The 17067-nt window shown below is 71.1% G+C and carries 18 protein-coding genes; 10 read left to right on the forward strand and 8 right to left on the reverse strand.

Annotated elements, in window-relative coordinates; all coding sequences use genetic code 11:
* The first annotated feature begins 2 nt into the window (after positions 1-2).
* The 4 genes from pgsB (at position 3) to B446_RS33255 (ending at position 5098) form a co-directional block, all read left to right on the forward strand.
* Positions 3-1460 carry a poly-gamma-glutamate synthase PgsB gene (gene pgsB, locus B446_RS33240; protein ID WP_020937750.1) on the forward strand — a complete coding sequence of 486 codons (1458 nt, stop codon included), beginning with the start codon at positions 3-5 and terminating at the stop codon, positions 1458-1460.
* The gene (locus B446_RS33245; RefSeq protein ID WP_020937749.1) at positions 1457-1939 is read left to right on the forward strand and encodes a poly-gamma-glutamate biosynthesis protein PgsC/CapC; all 483 of its coding nucleotides are present in this window, start codon (positions 1457-1459) and stop codon (positions 1937-1939) included. The genes pgsB and B446_RS33245 overlap by 4 nt, the downstream gene beginning before the upstream one ends.
* 123 nt (positions 1940-2062) lie before the next feature.
* Positions 2063-3076, forward strand: a complete 1014-nt coding sequence (locus B446_RS33250) for an NlpC/P60 family protein (protein ID WP_237751116.1) — start codon at positions 2063-2065, stop codon at positions 3074-3076.
* 99 nt (positions 3077-3175) lie between these two features.
* The gene (locus B446_RS33255; protein WP_020937747.1) at positions 3176-5098 is read left to right on the forward strand and encodes an ArnT family glycosyltransferase; all 1923 of its coding nucleotides are present in this window, start codon (positions 3176-3178) and stop codon (positions 5096-5098) included.
* Positions 5099-5115: 17 nt separating this feature from the next.
* On the opposite strand, the gene B446_RS33260 is transcribed toward B446_RS33255, so the two are convergent.
* Positions 5116-5466: a hypothetical protein gene (locus B446_RS33260; protein ID WP_020937746.1), complete on the reverse strand. Its 351-nt coding sequence runs from the start codon at positions 5464-5466 to the stop codon at positions 5116-5118.
* Between the two features lie 336 nt (positions 5467-5802).
* Between B446_RS33260 and B446_RS33265 the strand changes: the two genes are divergently transcribed.
* Positions 5803-6012 carry a hypothetical protein gene (locus B446_RS33265; protein WP_020937745.1) on the forward strand — a complete coding sequence of 70 codons (210 nt, stop codon included), beginning with the start codon at positions 5803-5805 and terminating at the stop codon, positions 6010-6012.
* A 156-nt stretch (positions 6013-6168) separates the two neighbouring features.
* On the opposite strand, the gene B446_RS33270 is transcribed toward B446_RS33265, so the two are convergent.
* Entirely contained in the window at positions 6169-6804 is a 636-nt protein-coding gene (locus B446_RS33270) for a hypothetical protein (protein WP_020937744.1), read from the reverse strand.
* 143 nt (positions 6805-6947) lie between these two features.
* On the opposite strand from B446_RS33270, the gene B446_RS33275 reads away from it, so the two are divergent.
* Both B446_RS33275 and B446_RS33280 read left to right on the forward strand, forming a co-directional pair.
* Positions 6948-8531, forward strand: a complete 1584-nt coding sequence (locus tag B446_RS33275; RefSeq protein WP_020937743.1) for an FMN-binding glutamate synthase family protein — start codon at positions 6948-6950, stop codon at positions 8529-8531.
* Between the two features lie 29 nt (positions 8532-8560).
* Positions 8561-10318: a thiamine pyrophosphate-dependent enzyme gene (locus tag B446_RS33280; RefSeq protein WP_020937742.1), complete on the forward strand. Its 1758-nt coding sequence runs from the start codon at positions 8561-8563 to the stop codon at positions 10316-10318.
* 103 nt (positions 10319-10421) lie between these two features.
* On the opposite strand, the gene B446_RS33285 is transcribed toward B446_RS33280, so the two are convergent.
* The 4 genes from B446_RS33285 to B446_RS40850 form a co-directional block, all read right to left on the reverse strand.
* Positions 10422-11333, reverse strand: a complete 912-nt coding sequence (locus tag B446_RS33285) for a GlxA family transcriptional regulator (protein ID WP_020937741.1) — start codon at positions 11331-11333, stop codon at positions 10422-10424.
* 10 nt (positions 11334-11343) lie between these two features.
* Positions 11344-11943, reverse strand: coding sequence for an isochorismatase family protein (locus tag B446_RS33290; RefSeq protein ID WP_020937740.1), 600 nt, complete (start codon positions 11941-11943; stop codon positions 11344-11346).
* A gap of 174 nt (positions 11944-12117) precedes the next feature.
* Positions 12118-12711, reverse strand: a complete 594-nt coding sequence (locus B446_RS33295) for a VOC family protein (protein WP_020937739.1) — start codon at positions 12709-12711, stop codon at positions 12118-12120.
* Positions 12712-12955: 244 nt separating this feature from the next.
* Positions 12956-13162, reverse strand: coding sequence for a tryptophan-rich sensory protein (locus B446_RS40850; protein ID WP_106960526.1), 207 nt, complete (start codon positions 13160-13162; stop codon positions 12956-12958).
* A gap of 33 nt (positions 13163-13195) precedes the next feature.
* Between B446_RS40850 and B446_RS33300 the strand changes: the two genes are divergently transcribed.
* Entirely contained in the window at positions 13196-13408 is a 213-nt protein-coding gene (locus tag B446_RS33300; RefSeq protein ID WP_020937738.1) for a DUF4287 domain-containing protein, read from the forward strand.
* A gap of 117 nt (positions 13409-13525) precedes the next feature.
* Here the strand turns inward: B446_RS33300 and B446_RS33305 are convergent, their stop codons facing one another.
* Positions 13526-13822 carry a hypothetical protein gene (locus B446_RS33305; RefSeq protein ID WP_020937737.1) on the reverse strand — a complete coding sequence of 99 codons (297 nt, stop codon included), beginning with the start codon at positions 13820-13822 and terminating at the stop codon, positions 13526-13528.
* A gap of 487 nt (positions 13823-14309) precedes the next feature.
* Between B446_RS33305 and B446_RS33310 the strand changes: the two genes are divergently transcribed.
* Together B446_RS33310 and B446_RS33315 are read left to right on the forward strand one after the other, a co-directional pair.
* A complete protein-coding gene (locus B446_RS33310; protein WP_020937735.1) occupies positions 14310-14741 on the forward strand; it encodes an Hsp20/alpha crystallin family protein in 432 nt (143 codons plus the stop codon).
* 194 nt (positions 14742-14935) lie between these two features.
* Positions 14936-15373: a DUF2267 domain-containing protein gene (locus B446_RS33315; protein WP_020937734.1), complete on the forward strand. Its 438-nt coding sequence runs from the start codon at positions 14936-14938 to the stop codon at positions 15371-15373.
* A 255-nt stretch (positions 15374-15628) separates the two neighbouring features.
* Here the strand turns inward: B446_RS33315 and B446_RS33320 are convergent, their stop codons facing one another.
* Positions 15629-17044 (reverse strand): hypothetical protein, encoded by a 1416-nt coding sequence (locus B446_RS33320; RefSeq protein WP_020937733.1) that lies wholly within the window; start codon positions 17042-17044, stop codon positions 15629-15631.
* Positions 17045-17067: the final 23 nt, after the last annotated feature.

Here is a 17067-nt window from a genome sequence, read left to right on the forward strand (position 1 = left end):
ACATGCTCTTCCTCTATGTCATAGTCCTGATCTGCTGTTCCGCGCTGTGGATCGCCGGAATCCTGGAGCAGCGCAGGCACTTCGCCTCGCTGGAGCAGATACCCACGCGGGTGCTGGTCAACGGCATCCGCGGCAAGAGTTCGATCACCCGGCTGTGCGCGGGAGCGCTGCGCGGCGGCGGCCTGGTCACGGTCTCCAAGACCACCGGTACCGCGGCCCGGTTCATCCATCCGGATGCCACCGAGGAGCCGGTGTACCGGAAGTTCAACATCTCCAACATCGTCGAGCAGATCGGCATCGTCCGGCGGGCGGCCACCTACCGGCCGGACGCGCTGGTGATCGAGTGCATGGCGGTCATGCCCGCGCTGCAGGAGATCAACCAGGAGAAGCTGATCCGCTCCACGATCGGCGTGCTGTGCAACGTCCGCGAGGACCATCTGGAGGAGATGGGACCCACGCTCGACGACGTCGCGCGCTCGCTCTCCCGGTCGATGCCGGTGGGCGGGGTGTGCGTGACGGCGGAGAAGGACCGGCTGCACATCCTCCAGGAGGAGGCCGACAAGCGGAACTGCCGGCTGATCGCGGTCGATCCCGAGACGGTGACCGACGCCGAACTGCGGGGCTTCAGCTGGTTCACGTTCAAGGAGAACGTGGCGATCGCGCTCGCCGTCGCCGAACTCCTCGGCATAGAGCGGCAGACCGCGATGCAGGGCATGTGGGACGCACCGCCCGACCCGGGCGTGCTGTCCGTGGAGCGCTACGTCACCCCCGACGGCAAGCGGCTGCGGTTCGCCAACGTCTTCGCGGCCAACGACCCCGAGTCGACGCTGATGAACGTCAAGCAGCTGGAGGACCTGGGCGCGATCCGGCGACCGCTCAGCGTGGTCATCAACTGCCGCCCCGACCGGGTGGAGCGCAACGGCCAGATGGGCACGATCATCCCCGATCTCGCCGCCGAGACGGTGTTCCTGATCGGCCACCCGACCAAGAGCGCCCGCGACGCCATCCCGGAGAGCTTCCCCGGCAGGGTGGTGGATCTCGGCGGCGACCGCCGGGACCCCACGGAACTGACCGAGGCGATCCTCGCCGAACTCGGCCCCAGCGCCTCCCTGGTGGCGATCGGCAACATCCACGGCCAGGGCGAACTGTTCCTGGAGTGCCTGGCCGAGCTGCCGCTGGACGAATCCGCCGACCCGCTCGACGTCGTGCCCGGCGGCGACGGCCTGGACCAGGAGACCATGCAGTTCGCCATCCCCCGGCCGCGTGTCTCCGTGGCCCGGCCGCCCGAGCCGGAGCCGTACAGCTGGGTGGCGCCGCTTGAGACACCCACGTACTCCTTCCGTATCCCGTTGCAACGAGACCCGGACCACCGGCCCGGCGGCCAGGACTGGCCGCCCGACGACCAGAGCACAGACCCGCACCACCCACATGACCCGCACCAGTTCTCGAGGAACCAGTGATCCCCGCCCACCTCAACGCACAGACCGCCGCACTCGGGATCGCCCTCGGACTGGTCTTCTCCCTCGTGTGCTACCTGACCACCAACCTCTCTCCCGGAGGGATGATCACCCCGGGCTGGATCGCCCTCACGCTCGTCACCGACGTACGCATGGCCGGGCTGATGGTGGTCGTGGCGGCGGCGACGTACTTCCTGACGAAGCTGATCCAGCGCACGGTGATTCTCTACGGCAAGAGGCTGTTCGCCGCCGTCGTGCTGAGCGCGGTCCTGTTGCAGACCACCGTGATGCTCGCCCTCAGCCACGAGTTCCCGCTGCTGTACACGTCCCAGACGCTCGGCTTCATCGTCCCGGGCCTGGTCTCCTACCAGATGTCCCGCCAGCCGCTGGCGGCCACGGTCATCTCGACCACGGCGGTGACCCTCGCCACGTACGTGGTGCTGGTCTCCGGTCTTCTGATCGGCGTCCTGCCCACCGGCTGACCCGCACCCGTCCACCACCCACCCGCTCGTCTCACACTTCCAGGAGGACCGGCCATGCGCCACGAACCCGTCGGCAGGGGGAACCGCCCGACTCGCCGCGCCGTTTTCCGGACCGTCGCCGGTGTGGCGGCCGCAGGTGTGGTGGGCGGATTCGCCTGGGAACGCTTCGGGCACGGCGACGGCGACGGGGGGGACACGGGCGCCGACGGCACCGGCTCCGGTGCGAGCGCCCGGATCAACGGGCCCCACACCTTCGAGCGGCTGTCCGGCCCCGACCGCACCGTCGTCCGCGCCGGTGACGGCGGCACGCTCGCCACGTTCACCGACGGTGCCCGTACGGTCGTGCTCACCGGTCCGAGCCGGACCTTCGGTGAGCCGCGGACCACCGAGGCCAAGCTGACGACCGACGCCTGGGTCCGGGTGCTGCCGCACGCGTGGCAGCGGGGCATGGAGAAGTCCGCCTGGTTCACCCCCTGGTTCCGCAAGACGCTCGGGGACAGGAGCCCGGACGTCTTCGCCGTGGCGTTCCAGTACAGCAGCGCCGGCGCGCCCGACAAGCGCAACGGCGACGGTGTCCGTTACGCGGGCACCGCGCACTTCGGACCGCGCAACGCCGCGGTCAACAACCCGCTGGACTTCGCCTACCACGACGAGCAGTCCGACTTCTACGACTACCTGGGCGTCGAGTGGACCTTCCCCGACGGCACGCGTGTGCAGCCCGAGAAGGCCCGCTACGGCGACGTCGACTGCTCCGGCTTCCAGCGTCTGGTGTGGGGCTACCGCATGGGCATCCCCCTGCACAACACCAACACCCGGGGCACCGGACTGCCGCGCAGGGCCTTCGCCATCGCCGCCTACGGCCCCGGCCGCACGGTGATCCCCGACACCGGCAGGCAGCCCACCGATCTGGACGCCCTGCAACCCGGCGACCTGGTCTTCTTCGCCATCATCAAGGACCGGCCCGACTTCATCGACCACTGCGGCATGTACATGGGCCTCGACGACAGGGGCCGGCACCGCTTCTACTCCAGCCGCTCCGCCGCCAACGGCCCGACCATGGGCGACCTCTCGGGCCGCTCACTGCTCGACGGCACCGACTTCTACGCCCGCGGTTTCCGGGCGGCCCGCCGCCTGTGACCGTCGTCCGCGTGCACGGCCACGTCGCGTGTGCGCACGGCCACCGTCGCCTGTGCGCGCGGCCGCTCCACCTGAACCGCTGAACCGAGGACCACTGTCATGACAGCCATCCCCGACGCCCTGTCCACCGAGCCGCGGCGCGGCCGCCGGGCGGCGAACCGGCGTGCCGACGAGCCGGAGGCCGCCCCGCGCTGGGAGCGCCCCGCGCTCGCCGCGGTGCTCGTCGTCGCCACGGTGCTGTACTCCTGGGGCATCGGGCATGCCGCGCTCCACCCGTTCTACGGTGCGGCGATACGCTCGATGGCGGGCAGCTGGCGCGCGTTCTTCTTCGGCGGGCTCGACGCCGCGGGCTCGATCAGCATCGACAAACTGCCCGGGGCCTTCTGGCCCGACGCCGTCTCCGTCTGGCTGTTCGGCGAGCACACCTGGGCGGCCGCCCTTCCCCAGGTCGTCGAGGGCGTGCTCACCGTATGGCTGCTGCACCGTATCGTGCGCGCCTGGGCCGGCCCGTTCGCCGCGCTGACCGCGGCGCTCGTGCTCACCCTCACCCCGGTCACCGTGGCCCTCAACCGCGCCACCATCCCGGACACCACACTCACCCTGCTTCTCGTGGCGGCCGCCGGAGCGCTGCAGAAGGCGGTCCGCACCGAGCGGCTGCTGCCACTGATCACCTGCGGGATCTGGGTCGGGCTCGCCTTCCAGGCGAAGATGCTGCAGGCGTGGCTGGTGCTGCCGGTCTTCGCCGCCGTGTACCAACTCGTCGCGCCCGGAACGGCGTTGAAGCGCGCGGTGCGCGTCCTGCTGAGCGGGGCGGTCGCGCTGGCGGTCTCCTGCTCCTGGATACTCATCGTCTGGGTGACACCGGAGGCCGACCGCCCCTACCTCGACGGGACGTCCAACAACAACCCGTTCACCCTGGTCTTCGGCTACAACGGACTGAGCCGGTTCGGCAGCGATCCCAGCGCGTTCGGCGCCGTCCCGGGCACCGCCGCCAGCCGCACCACCGGCAACACCGGCTGGGACATGCTGATCAACTCCACGGTCGGCCCGCAGGTCGCCTGGCTGCTGCCGCTCGCCGTGCTCGCCGCGGTACTCGGCGTCGCCTGGCACACCGGCCGGCCGCGCACCGACCTCACCCGCGCGGGATTCGTGCTGTGGGGCGGCTGGCTGGCCGTACACGCCGTGGTCTTCGGCATCTCCAACGGCAACCACGCCTACTACACGGCCGTCATCGCCCCGGCGCTCGCCGCCCTGGCCGGTGGCGGGCTCGCACTCTTCCGGTCGGAGTACGAGGCACGGCACGAGCCCGGCAGCGAAGCCGTCGGCCGGCGGTGGACGGCGCTGCTCGCGGCGATCGGGCTGACAGCGGTGTGGGCGCTGGTGATCGACTGGCCGACCCTCTTCGACGCCTGGCTGCTGCCGGTCGCCGTGATGCTCGCCCTGTGCGGCGTGGTGGGCCTGTGGAGCCGCGGACCGCGCACGCCCCTGCGGAAGGTGAACGCCGCCCTCGCCGCCGGGATCGCGGCCATGCTGGTCGTACCGGCCGGCTGGGCCGTCTCCAGCCTCGACCCGCTCTACGCGGGCGCCGCCACCTCGCCGATGGCCGGTCCGGTCGGCAAGTCGTACTACACGCACCACCGTCATGCTCCGCGCAGAAGAGGGCTGAGCCAGCCCAGCACCCGCGACACCGCCCTGCTCGACTACCTCACCACGCACCGCCACGGCGAGAAGTACCTCCTGGCCACCCAGGCCGCCTACACCGCCGAGCCCCTGCTGCGCGCCAAGTCAGAGCCCATCCTCGTCATGGGCGGGTTCACCGGCAGCACTCCGTTCCCGACCGTCCGGCAGCTCGGCGCGCTCGTCACCGCCCACGAGGTGCGCTACGCGCTGCTGACCAGCCGGCGTCCCGCCACTGCCACCACCCGCTGGGTGCGCTCCCACTGCGCCCGCATCCGCCCCACCGCATACGGCCTGCGCACTGACGGCAGCTTCACCCTCTACGACTGCGCCGCCCACAAGTGAGCGTCCGGAGGACAGGGTCAGTCGTCCCTGTCCTCCGGACCGACATCGCGGAACACACTTCTGTAGTCGCCGCTGCGGACGAGTTCGTCGACGACCTCGACCATCCCGGATATGCCCGGGTCGCGGACGATCAGACCGTCCCAGACATAGAAGTACCGGCCGTCCAGGCATTCACCGGTCCGTCTTCTCCGGTCCATGGTGCGGCGGACGTCGTCGAGGGTGTAGATCGTCCCCGACCAGCGCTCCCCGCTGTCGAAGATCACCCACATGTCGACGTCGTCGATCTCGTCGAGGGGTACTCCGTGATCGGGGACGAAGCAGATCTCGTAGCCGTCACGCTGCACGCGGTAGAACGCCCCGTCCCACACCAGATCGGCTCCTCAGCCACTCAGCCATCACGTCTGCCGGGCCGGCCCGGCCCGCCTCGAATGTATCGGCTCTGGCGGCGGTGCTTCCCCGATGTGGAGGCCTCCCCGGGTACAACGTACTTCGGCAACCGCATACAGCTCGCCGTCCAGCCTGACGAGGCGGCGGTCAAGGCATGGCACCAGCGCCTATGCCCTTTTCAGCGCGTCCCCCTAGGTCACCGCCCCCGCACCCATCGGCGCCGTCACCCGAATGGAGCAACGTGACGTGCCACCCGGATGGGTGAAGATCAAACTGGCTAGTGCCCCAACCGAGGCAATCCGTGAAAGGAAAATCGAATGCACATTCGACGAATCCTCGCCGCCGTCGCCGCCACGGCAGCCCTCGCCGGACTCGGACTCACAGGCGTCGCCACGGCCACCGCCGCCACGGCACAGGGTGCCCCGAGCGACGTCACCCCTTCCCAGTGCAAGCAGGGTGGTGGAGTAGCGGATCTGACGGACAACATGTGCAAGGGCGGCATGCACGACGGGCAGAGGGTCGACTAGCCCTCACCAGGGCGCCCCGCGGTCACGCGCCGCGGGGCGCTGCCGCCCGAGCGGACGTGAACGCGCCTCGGTGGGTCTCGGTGACGGTCACGCTGGGGGACGACCGTGTCGGAGTCGGTCACCTGGCCGTTGTGGACTCTGCGGGGCGCCGCCCGCTCAGCCCTGCCCCGGATCGCCGGCCGTCCGGCGCCGGTTCCGCTCGCGCTCGACGCGCCGCAGCGCGCGCCGCTGCCTGCCCGGCAGAGTCGCGGCCAACTGGCCCACGAGGGCGACGTCGTGGCCGTCGCCGTTCCGGTCACCCCGGCACCACCACACCGGCGGGCCGCCCGCGTCCGTCGCGCCCTCGTACCAGTCGCCCTCGGTGCCCGCGGGGCGGCGGTGCATGCCGATCCTGTGCTCCGGGCAGACCGGCCACACCTGCCACCGCAACTCCACGACGGTCGACTGCGCCGCATCCGCGACCACGTGCAGGACCGTCGCCGCGTCGTCCGGCTCCGGCGGGTCGTCCTCCTCGAGGTCGCACGCGTTGACCGGATTGCCGTGCCAACGGCCGTCGGACATCGCGACGTAGACCTGGTCCCTGTCGAACGCGCCCGGCGCCGAAGCCTCGCAAGCCGGCTGGACCATGAGGATCAGCGGGTCCTGACCCGGCAGGGTGGCCGTCAGATCGCGGTTGACCACGGCGAGCGCGGCCTCCAGCTTCGGCCACTGACCGGGCTCGGCCGGCCTGGGCTCCGGGAGCCGCCGCCGGCCGCGGCCGGGACCGATGCCCGCATGAGAGAAGTGGTTCACCCGGGCATCGTGCCATCCACGCCGACCTGGGCGGCATCCCCGGTCGAGCACCCGCGCCGCGCGGACATCGGCCCTCGCCCCGCTTGAGAGGTTCTTGACACAGCCGTAGGACTGAACAGCGCACACACGGCAACGAGCAGGTCGTGACACGCATAGCAATCGTCGCCCTGACCCTCGTCGCGGGAGTGCTCGCCGCCCTGGCCTCGGCCCGGCTCTCCGCCTGGTGGCTCTTCGCCGCCGTGCCGCTGGTGCTGCTGGGGCTGCTGGGCACCTGGGACCTGCTGCAACGCAAGCACTCGGTACTGCGCAACTATCCCGTCCTCGGCCACGCCCGCTTCCTCATGGAAGCGATCCGCCCGGAGCTGCAGCAGTACTTCATCGAGCGGAACTACGACGGCCGGCCCTTCGACCGGGACGTGCGCAGCATCGTCTACGAGCGCGCCAAGGGCACCGACGCCGAGGAGCCGTACGGCACCGAACGGGACGTCTACGAACCCGGCTACGAGTTCCTCGTACCGTCCATGGCACCGCGCCCGGTGCCGAAGTCACCCCCGCGCGTACGGATCGGCGGCCCGGACTGCGCGCGGCCGTACGACATGGCGCTGCTGAACGTGTCGGCGATGAGCTTCGGCTCCCTGTCGGCCAACGCGGTCCTGGCTCTCAACAGCGGCGCGGCCGCAGGGGGTTTCGCCCAGGACACCGGCGAGGGCGGGCTGTCGGAGTACCACCTGCGGCCGGGCGGCGACCTCGTCTGGGAGATCGGCACCGGGTACTTCGGCTGCCGGACCCGGGACGGCGACTTCGACCCGGCCGAGTTCGCCGACAAGGCGGCGCACGACCACGTCAAGTGCGTGTCCCTGAAACTCTCGCAGGGCGCCAAGCCCGGCATCGGCGGTGTGCTGCCGGGCGCCAAGGTGAACGCCGAGATCGCCCGGGTCCGAGACGTGCCCCAGGGACGCACCGTCATCTCCCCGCCGTACCACCGCGTGTTCTCCACTCCGCGGGAACTCGTCCGCTTCATCGCCCGCATGCGGGAGCTGTCCGGCGGCAAGCCGACCGGGTTCAAGCTGTGCGTGGGTTCGCGCCGGCAGTTCCTGGCCGTGTGCAAGGCGATGCTGGAGGAGGGCACCACGCCCGACTTCATCGTGGTGGACGGCGCCGAGGGCGGAACCGGCGCGGCCCCGCTGGAGTTCGCCGACCACGTCGGCACCCCGCTCACGGAGGGCCTGCTCACCGTGCACAACGCCCTCGTCGGCACGGGCCTGCGCGACCGGATCAAGGTCGGGGCGAGCGGCAAGATCGCCACCGGGACCGACCTCGTCAAGCGCCTGGTGCAGGGCGCCGACTACGGCAACGCGGCGCGGGCGATGATGTTCGCCGTCGGCTGCATCCAGGCGCAGAGGTGCCACACCAACACCTGCCCCACCGGCGTCACGACCCAGGACCCGCGCCGGGCCCGCGCCCTGGACGTGCGGGACAAGGCACCGCGCGTGCAGCGCTTCCAGGAGGCGACCGTGGCCAGCGCACTGCAGATCATGGCGTCCATGGGGGTCACCGACCCCGCCGAGCTGCGCCCGCACATGCTCCGCCGGCGCATCGACCCCATCACCGAACGCTCCTACGAGGAGCTGTACGAGTGGCTCGAGCCCGGGCAGTTGCTCGCCGGGCCGCCGGCCGCCTGGGCGGCCGACTGGAAGGCCGCCGACCCCGACCGTTTCGCCGTGTGACCCCACGACCGCATCCCAGGAGGATCTACGTGCCCCGTACCGTTGCCCAAGTCATCGTGGACGCGCTGAGCGAACTGGGCGTACGCCAGGTGTTCGGCGTCGTGGGAGACGCGCTCAACCCGCTCACGGACGCCATCCGCACCACCGACGGCCTGGAGTGGGTGGGCTGCCGCCACGAGGAGGCGGCGGCCTTCGCCGCGAGCGCCCAGTCGCAGCTCACCGACACGCTCGGCGTGTGCATGGGCACCGTCGGACCGGGTTCCGTGCACCTCCTCAACGGGCTCTACGACGCGGCCAAGAGCCACACCCCGGTGCTGGCCATCGCCGGCCAGGTCCCGCTCGCCGAACTCGGCAGCGACTACTTCCAGGAGGTCGACAACGACGCCCTCTTCAGCGACGTGGCCGTCTTCCGCGCGACCGTCACCTCGCCCGACCAACTGCCCCAGATGCTGGAGACGGCCGTGCGCCACGCACTGGGCCGCAAGGGCGTCGCGGTCCTCACCGTGCCGGGTGACCTGGGCGAGCGCGAACTGACCAGCGACCGGCCGGCGCGGTTCTCCCTGAACGCTCCGGTGAGCCGGCCGGACGAGTCCGCAGTCCGCCGCGCGGCGGAACTCCTCGACCGCTCCGAGCGCGTCACCCTCCTCGTCGGCGCAGGAGCCCGGGCCGCCCGCCAGGACGTCCTCGCCCTCGCCGACCGGCTGGCCGCGCCCATGGTGCTCACCCTGAAGGCCAAGGCCGGTTTCGAGGGCGACACCAACCCCTTCCAGGTCGGCCAGACCGGCCTGATCGGCAACCCCGCCGCGGCCAAGGCCCTCCAGGACGCGGACACCCTGCTCCTGCTCGGCACCGACTTCCCGTACCGGGACTGGTACCCCGAGGGCCGGACCGTGATCCAGGTGGACACCGAGGCCACCCACATCGGACGCCGGGTGCCGGTCGAGGTCGGGCTGGTGGGGGACACCGGCGCCACCGTACGCGACCTCCTCGGCCACCTCACCGCCCCGCCGGCCGGATCCGCCGACGCACGCGATCGCTCGCACCTGGAGAAGGCGCGTGAACGCTTCGACCAGTGGCGCGCCGGTCAGACCCGGCTGGCCGACCTCGCGCACGACAAGGGTGTCGTGGGCCGTATCCGGTCCGCGCTGGACAACCGCTCCCACGACATCCGTCCGGAGGCGCTGGCCGCGGCCGTCGACCGGGTCGCGGCGGAGGACGCCGTCTTCACCTCCGACACGGGCATGGCCACGGTGTGGCTCTCACGCTTCGTCGAAATGCGCGGCCACCGGCGCCTCATCGGCTCCTACAACCTGGGTTCGATGGCCAACGCCATGCCGCAGGCCCTGGGCGCCCAGAGTCTGGACCGTGAGCGACAGGTCGTGGCCTTCTGCGGTGACGGCGGACTGAGCATGCTCCTCGGCGACCTCATGACCCTGAAGACGTACCGGCTGCCCGTCAAACTCGTCGTCTTCGACAACCGCCGGCTGGGCATGGTGAAGCTCGAACAGGAGCAGGCCGGCCTGCCCGAGTTCGGCACGGTGCTGGACAACCCCGACTTCGCCGCCGTGGCCGAGGCCATGGGCATCACCGGCATCCGCGTGACCGACCCGGCCGACGTGGAGAACGCCGTACGACGCGCCTTCGACAGCCCGGGCCCGGTGCTGCTCGACGTCCTCACCAACCCCGACGAGATCGCCGTCCCGGCCAAGCCGACCGTCGAGCAGGGCTGGGGCTTCGCACTGGCCAAGGTCAAGGAAGTCGTGCGCAGCCATGGAGAGGCGGACTGACACCGACGCCGCCGGCTCGGTTCCCACCGGCGTCGGCGGGTACCGTCCCGGTCCAGGCCGTCCGTGCTGCGTGCACCGCGTGGCCGCTCCCGCGACGGACGGGTCAGTGCCCGCGAGCGCGAAGGCGGCGCAGCATGCGCGCGTCCTCGAAGCCGACCGCGCGAGCGGCGGCGTCGACCGTCGCGCCGTGGCAGATGAGGTGCTCGGCGCGCTCGAGCCGCAGAGTCTGCTGATAGCGCAGTGGGGTGAGGCCGCCGGTGGCCCGGGTGAAGAGGCGGGTGAGGGTGCGCTCGCTCACTCCCACGGTCGCGGCCAGCGTCGACAGGGGCAACGCCCGGTCGAAGCGGGCGTCGATCAGGTTCTGGGCGTGGTGCACGGTGTCGTCGAGGTGGGAGCGGTACCGGAGCATCGCGCTGGCCTGCGGCTCGTGGCCGTTGCGCCGCGCGTAGACGACCATGTCCCGCGCCACCTGGGCGGCGACGGCGGGGCCGTGCTGGTTGGCGATCAGGTGCAGGGCCAGGTCGATCCCGCTGGCGATGCCGGCTGAGGTGACCACCCGGTCGTCGGCGGTGTAGAGCACGTCGCGGACGACGGTGGCCCGGGGGTAGCGGCGTGCGAGCTCGTCCTGCACATCGTGGTGGGTGGTGCAGCGGCGGCCGTCGAGCAGCCCGGCCCGGCCGAGCGCCTCCGCGCCGGCGCAGACGCTCGCGACGGTTCCACCCCTGGCGTGGTGGTCCCTGAGCGCCCGCAGAGCGGCCGCGCCGATGTCAGGGCTGTCGACGAGAGCGAGGGACCGCCAGCCGGGCACCACGATCAGGTCCTCGGGCCGGAGTTCGGGCCAGTCGAGCCGGGCCACCAACGGCAGATCCTGGGCGGTGGGGACCACAGGCCGCTCGGCGATGTAGCTGAGCGTGTAGGGGTGCCCGAAGTCGGAGGCCGTGGAGAAGACCTGCGCGGGGCCTGCCAGGTCCAGCAGATGCACTCCGGGCACCAGAAGAAAGACGATGTGGTTCACGATCCGGTCATCATGCCTGAAGCTCGGCCGCCGCCTCCAGCTGCCCGACGGTGGTGATGGTGGCGAAGCGTCCGGCGAGGGCGTACTCGGTGCGCCTGATGATCTCCTCGGCGCTCAGCGTACGGGGGTCCGCCAGCAGCTCGGCCACGCTCTGGTCGGCGGGGGCGTCACGGTGCGGGATGGGGTTGGTCGCGGTGGCGTCGACGACGAACGCGACCCGGTAGCCGAGGTCGCTCGCCACGCGCGTGGTGGTCTCGACGCACTGCTCGGTCCGTATGCCGCACACCGTGAGCTCTCGGACGCCGTGCTCCGTGAGGAGCTGCTGCAGGTTGGTGGTGGTGAACGCGTTGTGCGAGGTCTTGTGGATCAGTGGTTCCGTGTCATGGCGCCGCAGCTCGTCCATCAGCCGGACGTGACCGAGGGCGGGGTCGAAGACATCGCCGCTGCCGGGCTCGGAGTGCAGCACCCACACCACCAGGTCGCCGGCCCGGCGGGCGAGGCGGACCAGTCGGTCGACCTGGTCGGCGATCTTGGGATCGGAGATGGTCTCCCACAGCGGGCGGGCGCGGAAGGATTCCTGGACGTCGATGACGATCAGTGCTCGGGTCATGCCCCCAGCCTGACCGAGGGGCCGGGGCGGCGGCAGGCCTCATCGCGTCCAGGTCCGGAACGATCCGGTCACGCCGGCGCCGGGCCCACTCGCCGCGTACTCGCGGCCACGTCCCGCCAGCGCGCCCTCCGCGCAGCTGAACGGTTCGCGCAACCGGTGCCCGGAGGCCGGGGGTCACCCCACGACGTGGAACTCGTCGCCACCGGCGTCAAGGAACTCCCCGGTTTTTTCCGAGGGTTGAGTGACCTCCAGCCGCAGCCTGTTCCGCGCCTCCTTCGGCGCCGCGGGCGGCCCCAGCACCAGCGAGACGGTACTGGTGGGCGTCCGGCGCAACCGGACGCCCCAGTCGTGGGACTCGACGGCATGCCAGTCGGCCCGTGACTGCCAGAAGGCCGACTGCGCGGAGCGGTCCCGCTCCGTGACGTCGAGGCAGATCGCGACGAGGCCGGACTCGGCGAGCACGCCCGGGTGGCCGGGACGCAGCACACAGAACTCGTTGCCCTCCGGATCGGCCAACACGTCCCACGGGACGTCCCCTTGGCCGATGTCGGCACGTGTCGCACCGAGTGCGAGCAGACGCGCCACCTCGTCCTCCCAGCCCGGCCCGCCGGCCAGGTCGAGGTGGAGCCGGTTCTTGCGCGCCGTCTTCGGCTGCGAGGTCGGCACGAAACTCAGCCGCAGACCGCACGTCCGACCGTGCGTCGCGGCAAGCCAGAAGCGGTTCATGCGCGCGACATCCAGCGCGTCGATCACTATCCCGGTCAGCATCCTGGTTCCTTCGAAGGCGTCGCACCCGACTCCCGCCCATTGTGGCCGCCGCCGGCCGGCCGGGTGCGGACACCGCCGGACGTCCGGCGCGGCCTTCGGGCGCGCACTCCCGCATGATGACCCGGGGGGGCGTCCCTTTGCCTTGAAAGATGCCGACCGGATTCGACGACACCGCCGAGCAGGCGGCCGGGCGACCGTCCCGTGACGGGCGGCCGGGCCTGCTTCAGGCGGAACGCAATGCTGCTCAAGTGCCGGAGTTCCGCCGTGCGATGGACGCGTTCGGGGCGGTGGCGAAGGCACACCACGCCCCGTAGGGCACGAGAGCCAGGGCCGCGGTCCGGTCGTGGCGCGCCTCACGGCTTTCCGCGACACCGACCGCCTCTGAGTGGCTCAGATCACATGCGTCGGACCGATCACTTCGCGCTTCTCTCCAGTCATATTCAGTGCACATCCGCTCAGCACACGACGATGGGATACGGACGAGATGACTGAGAGCGTGAAGGGCCCCGCCAGCTACTTCCCTTCCATCGAGAAGAAGTATGGCCGCCCCATAGCGGAGTGGAAGGAGCTCATCCGTTCATCGACCTTGACGAAGCACATGGAACTCGTCTCCTGGCTCAAAGCCGAACATGGACTCGGCCACGGTCACGCCAACGCTCTCGTCGCCCACACTCTCGCCGAGGAGAGCGGGAAGTAGACCGTCCGACCACACAGGCCCCGGCCCGAGGCCACCACACGCGCCAACCGGATTCCCCCAACCTTGCCCCTCACGCACCGCGGCACCGCCTCCTCGACTGCTGTGAGGGGCCTTTGGTCAGGGCGTGTCGCCGGCGTAGTACAAGCGGCAGACGATCCCCGGGCCCGGTGAGCGTGGCTCGTCGGCACTGGGGTCGTACAGGGCGCGGCCGCCGGGCCACCGCGACAGCTCGGTGGCCAGGGCGACACCCCCGTCGACTTCTTCCCTCGTCCAGCCGGTGATGTCCAGCAGCAGACCGTCCAGGGGCCCGCCGACGAGCGTCGCGTAAGTCCGTGTGGGCAGCGGGCCGGGGTGGGGGTCGTCGTGGTCGCAGCCGTAGACCCGACCACGCAGCACCTGTTCATCCCAGTTCATGCGACCAGCGTTCCAGGCCCCACTGACAATCCACCGTGATGGGGCGGGCGTCCCGTTGAGGGTGGTGAGGCCCCCAGCGTGCACGGCGTGGGGCTCACCGGCGGCGCACCGCCGTGCCGGTGAGAGAACGCTCTTTACCTCGCTGCTGGGCGCGGTCGGGACGGCCTCGGCCTCCCTGGTGAGCCTGACGTGCGACGGCACCCTGGGGACCGTGTCCACCGTGGATCCGATGGCGCGTGTACCCGCCAGGGCGGTGGCGGTGACGGCCGCCGTGGCGGCACCGTAGCGCAGCCACGGCCTGCGCGTGCCTGCCTGCTCGCTGATCGTCCTGGAACATCACCGACAGAAGCGGCCCATTGCCGACCGGCCCCTCGTGTCATCCGTTTGACGACACGATGTTTGTCATCCATTGGATGACGTGTTACAACAGTGCCTGTGAGGCGCATTGGCAGCAGTTACTGCCTGACTCTTCTGGAGGTGTTGTCCGATGTTGATGCGCACCGACCCCTTCCGTGAGCTCGACCGACTGGCCCAGCAGATGATGGGCCCAGGTACCTGGTCCCGGCCGTCCGCGATGCCGATGGACGCCTACCGCGAGGGGGACGAGTACGTGGTGGCCTTCGACCTGCCCGGTGTCAGTCCCGAGGCGATCGACATCGACGTCGAGCGGAACATGCTGACCGTGAAGGCCGAGCGTCGGCCCGTGGCGAAGTCCGACAGCGTCCAGATGGAACTCTCCGAGCGGCCACTGGGTGTCTTCTCCCGCCAGCTCGTGCTGGCCGACACCCTGGACACCGAGCGCATCGAGGCCGACTACGACGCAGGGGTGCTCACCTTGCGCATCCCGATCGCCGAACGCGCCAAGCCCCGCAAGATCGCCATCGGCGCCGGGTCCGACCGCAAGGAGATCTCCGGCTGAACCCGGGCGGCCCGGTCTGCCCCGCGCCCGTGCGTCCTGCTCCCGCCCCCCCCGCAGGGTTTGCCCGCGCTACATCGGCTCCCTGTCCCTCCTGCGGGGCCCGGACCACTCTCATTGATCACCCGTTCCCGGTGCCCGCGCACTCTGCCGGGCACCGGGCATACCGCCCTCGGCGAGAAAGGCGACGTCCAGCAGTGATCTCCGACCAGCGTGCACCCCTGCAGCAGCTGCCTGCGATGACGTACGAGCAGATGTTGGAGAAGGTCCGCTACGAAGGTGCCTACCCGACTCGGGAGCGGGCCGAGGAAGCAGTCCGCCTGGTCCTGGCGGGACTGGGACGCCAGGTGACGGGCGACGAACGCGTCGACCTGGCCGCCCGCCTCCCCCTGGAGGCCGCACGCATCTTCACCGCGCAGATCCCCGAGACCGGACCGCTGACCGGCTGGGCCTTCGTCAAGGACCTCGCCGGCCGGGCCGGCGCCCCTCTGGCCACCACCCGCTGGGACACCGGGTCCGTCCTCACCACCGTCGCCTCGCTGGCCGGCCCCGACCTGCTCACCCGAATCCTGGACAAGCTGCCCGGCGGCTACGCGCTTCTGTTCGGTCGCGCCGAACTCACCCGGGCCGCCTGACCCGGGTGCCGGGGGAGGAGTGAGCGCCCCTGCTCGCCGAAGATGGAGGTGCCCGTGAGGCCCCGCTCCCGGTGAGGGGGTGCGGGGCTTCGGCGACACGACAACACCGCTGAGGCGTGCTGCCGTTGATGATGGCTGGGCGCAGGCTCAAGGTGTCTGCGAAGCTGGTACTCAGGCATTAGGTCGTCCCAAACGGGCAGCCACGACCCCCCGGAGCCGTTAAAGCAGGCGTCCTGGTATGCGCCTGCCGGGGAATCAACTGCTGACGCCGGCCTGCCATTTGCGCCTGCGTAGCACGTAGTCGCTGAAAAGGTGCCGGCTGCGGTCCAGGAGCTGTCCCACCTCCGCCTCGCAGCCGCGCACGTCCGCTGACGGATGCCAGCGCTGTACGGACTGTCCGGCCCAGGTGCGCAGCTTCGCGTCCGGGTCGTCCAGCAGGCCGACCGCCGCGCGTAGCGTCACGATGCCGCCACGCGCGTCGAGCAGCCGGAACGCGCCGACGCGGACGTGCCGCGGCCGCTCGGAGCCGGTGCGCTGCAACAGCCAGTCGGCGGGCAGCTCCCGCGCCGAGGGCAACAGTGCGACGGCCGTCTCCCGGACCACGGCGGCGGCCGGGTCGTCGAGGAGCGGCCGCAGTTGCTCTACGACCACGCAGTCCAGTACCCGCAGCCCTGCCACCGCCCGTGCTCGCACCCCCTCCGCCCGGTGCGCGAGCAGGGGACGCAGCAGTTCGGCGTCCGCGCGGTTCCCGCACTCGGCCAGCCCGATGACCGCACCGGGCGGCAACGCCGGGTCGTCGGGTGACGAGCACCGTTCGCGGTACCAGGCCGTCGGACCACCCCCGTGCTGCCGTACGACGTATCGGGCACAGGCGCGCACGAGCGCGGAACGGTCACCGAGGAACGACTCCGCCCGCTTCGGCCACCCGGCCTGCCGCAGTCCGGTGACGCCGGCCGACCGGGTACGCGGGTTGCGTGCGGACAGCAGCGCAGGCAGGACGTCCTCGTACGCACCTTCATGTCCGAGCGCCGCGAGCGCCGCTGTGGCACAAAGGTCCTGGACCACGCTGTCCGCGTCCCGGGCAGCCGCACGGGCGAGTTCGACGGGGCTCAGCAGCCCGCCTTCGAGGGCCAGCCGATAGGCGAAGCGCCGGACGATCCGGTCGGGATCACCGAAGAGGACAGCGAGCTGCTCGAGGGACGCCTGACGCAGGACCCGCTCGAGCACACCGACGCCGAAGGCACCTCTGTCGCGACGGCCCAGACGGAGGATGAACGGAGCGAGGCCGACGGCGGAGTCGACACCCAGAGCCTCGTCCAGCGACTTCCGGGCCCGCTCGCGCACGGGCTCGGCCCAGTCGGCACAACGGATCACGACCAGCGGCAGCAGACCGGGGCAGCGAGCGGACTCCCGCAACGCCTCCTTACGGATACGCCCGTCGCGGTGACAGAGGGCGAGCGCGAGCCGTGACTCGCCGAGCCGGCTCAGATCGGCAGGCAGGGGAGCGGAGTGCTCCCAGTCCGGCAGCGACTGCGGGTGGTACCAGGCCACCTTGCGCACTCCCGCGTCCAGCGCCAGCCAGTCATCGGGGTCGGCGACATCAAGCGTGCTGTGCAGCGGCGCGTCCCGCGCCAGCCGTATCGCCGCCGCTGCCCCGTCGTTCCCCAGCATTCCCGCCCCTTCCGGCCGCCGTA

The organism is Streptomyces collinus Tu 365 (genome assembly GCF_000444875.1).
Taxonomy (GTDB): Bacteria; Actinomycetota; Actinomycetes; order Streptomycetales; family Streptomycetaceae; genus Streptomyces; species Streptomyces collinus_A.

Excerpts from the sequence above, each read along its gene's own strand:
- B446_RS40850 (WP_106960526.1), bottom strand. The coding sequence starts at position 13,162 with ATGTGCACTGAATATGACTGGAGAGAAGCGCGAAGTGATCGGTCCGAC.
- B446_RS33295 (WP_020937739.1), bottom strand. The coding sequence starts at position 12,711 with ATGCTGACCGGGATAGTGATCGACGCGCTGGATGTCGCGCGCATGAAC.
- B446_RS33265 (WP_020937745.1), top strand. The coding sequence starts at position 5,803 with ATGCACATTCGACGAATCCTCGCCGCCGTCGCCGCCACGGCAGCCCTC.
- B446_RS33300 (WP_020937738.1), top strand. The coding sequence starts at position 13,196 with ATGACTGAGAGCGTGAAGGGCCCCGCCAGCTACTTCCCTTCCATCGAG.
- B446_RS33305 (WP_020937737.1), bottom strand. The coding sequence starts at position 13,822 with ATGAACTGGGATGAACAGGTGCTGCGTGGTCGGGTCTACGGCTGCGAC.
- B446_RS33310 (WP_020937735.1), top strand. The coding sequence starts at position 14,310 with ATGTTGATGCGCACCGACCCCTTCCGTGAGCTCGACCGACTGGCCCAG.
- B446_RS33255 (WP_020937747.1), top strand. The coding sequence starts at position 3,176 with ATGACAGCCATCCCCGACGCCCTGTCCACCGAGCCGCGGCGCGGCCGC.
- pgsB (WP_020937750.1), top strand. The coding sequence starts at position 3 with ATGCTCTTCCTCTATGTCATAGTCCTGATCTGCTGTTCCGCGCTGTGG.
- B446_RS33320 (WP_020937733.1), bottom strand. The coding sequence starts at position 17,044 with ATGCTGGGGAACGACGGGGCAGCGGCGGCGATACGGCTGGCGCGGGAC.
- B446_RS33290 (WP_020937740.1), bottom strand. The coding sequence starts at position 11,943 with ATGACCCGAGCACTGATCGTCATCGACGTCCAGGAATCCTTCCGCGCC.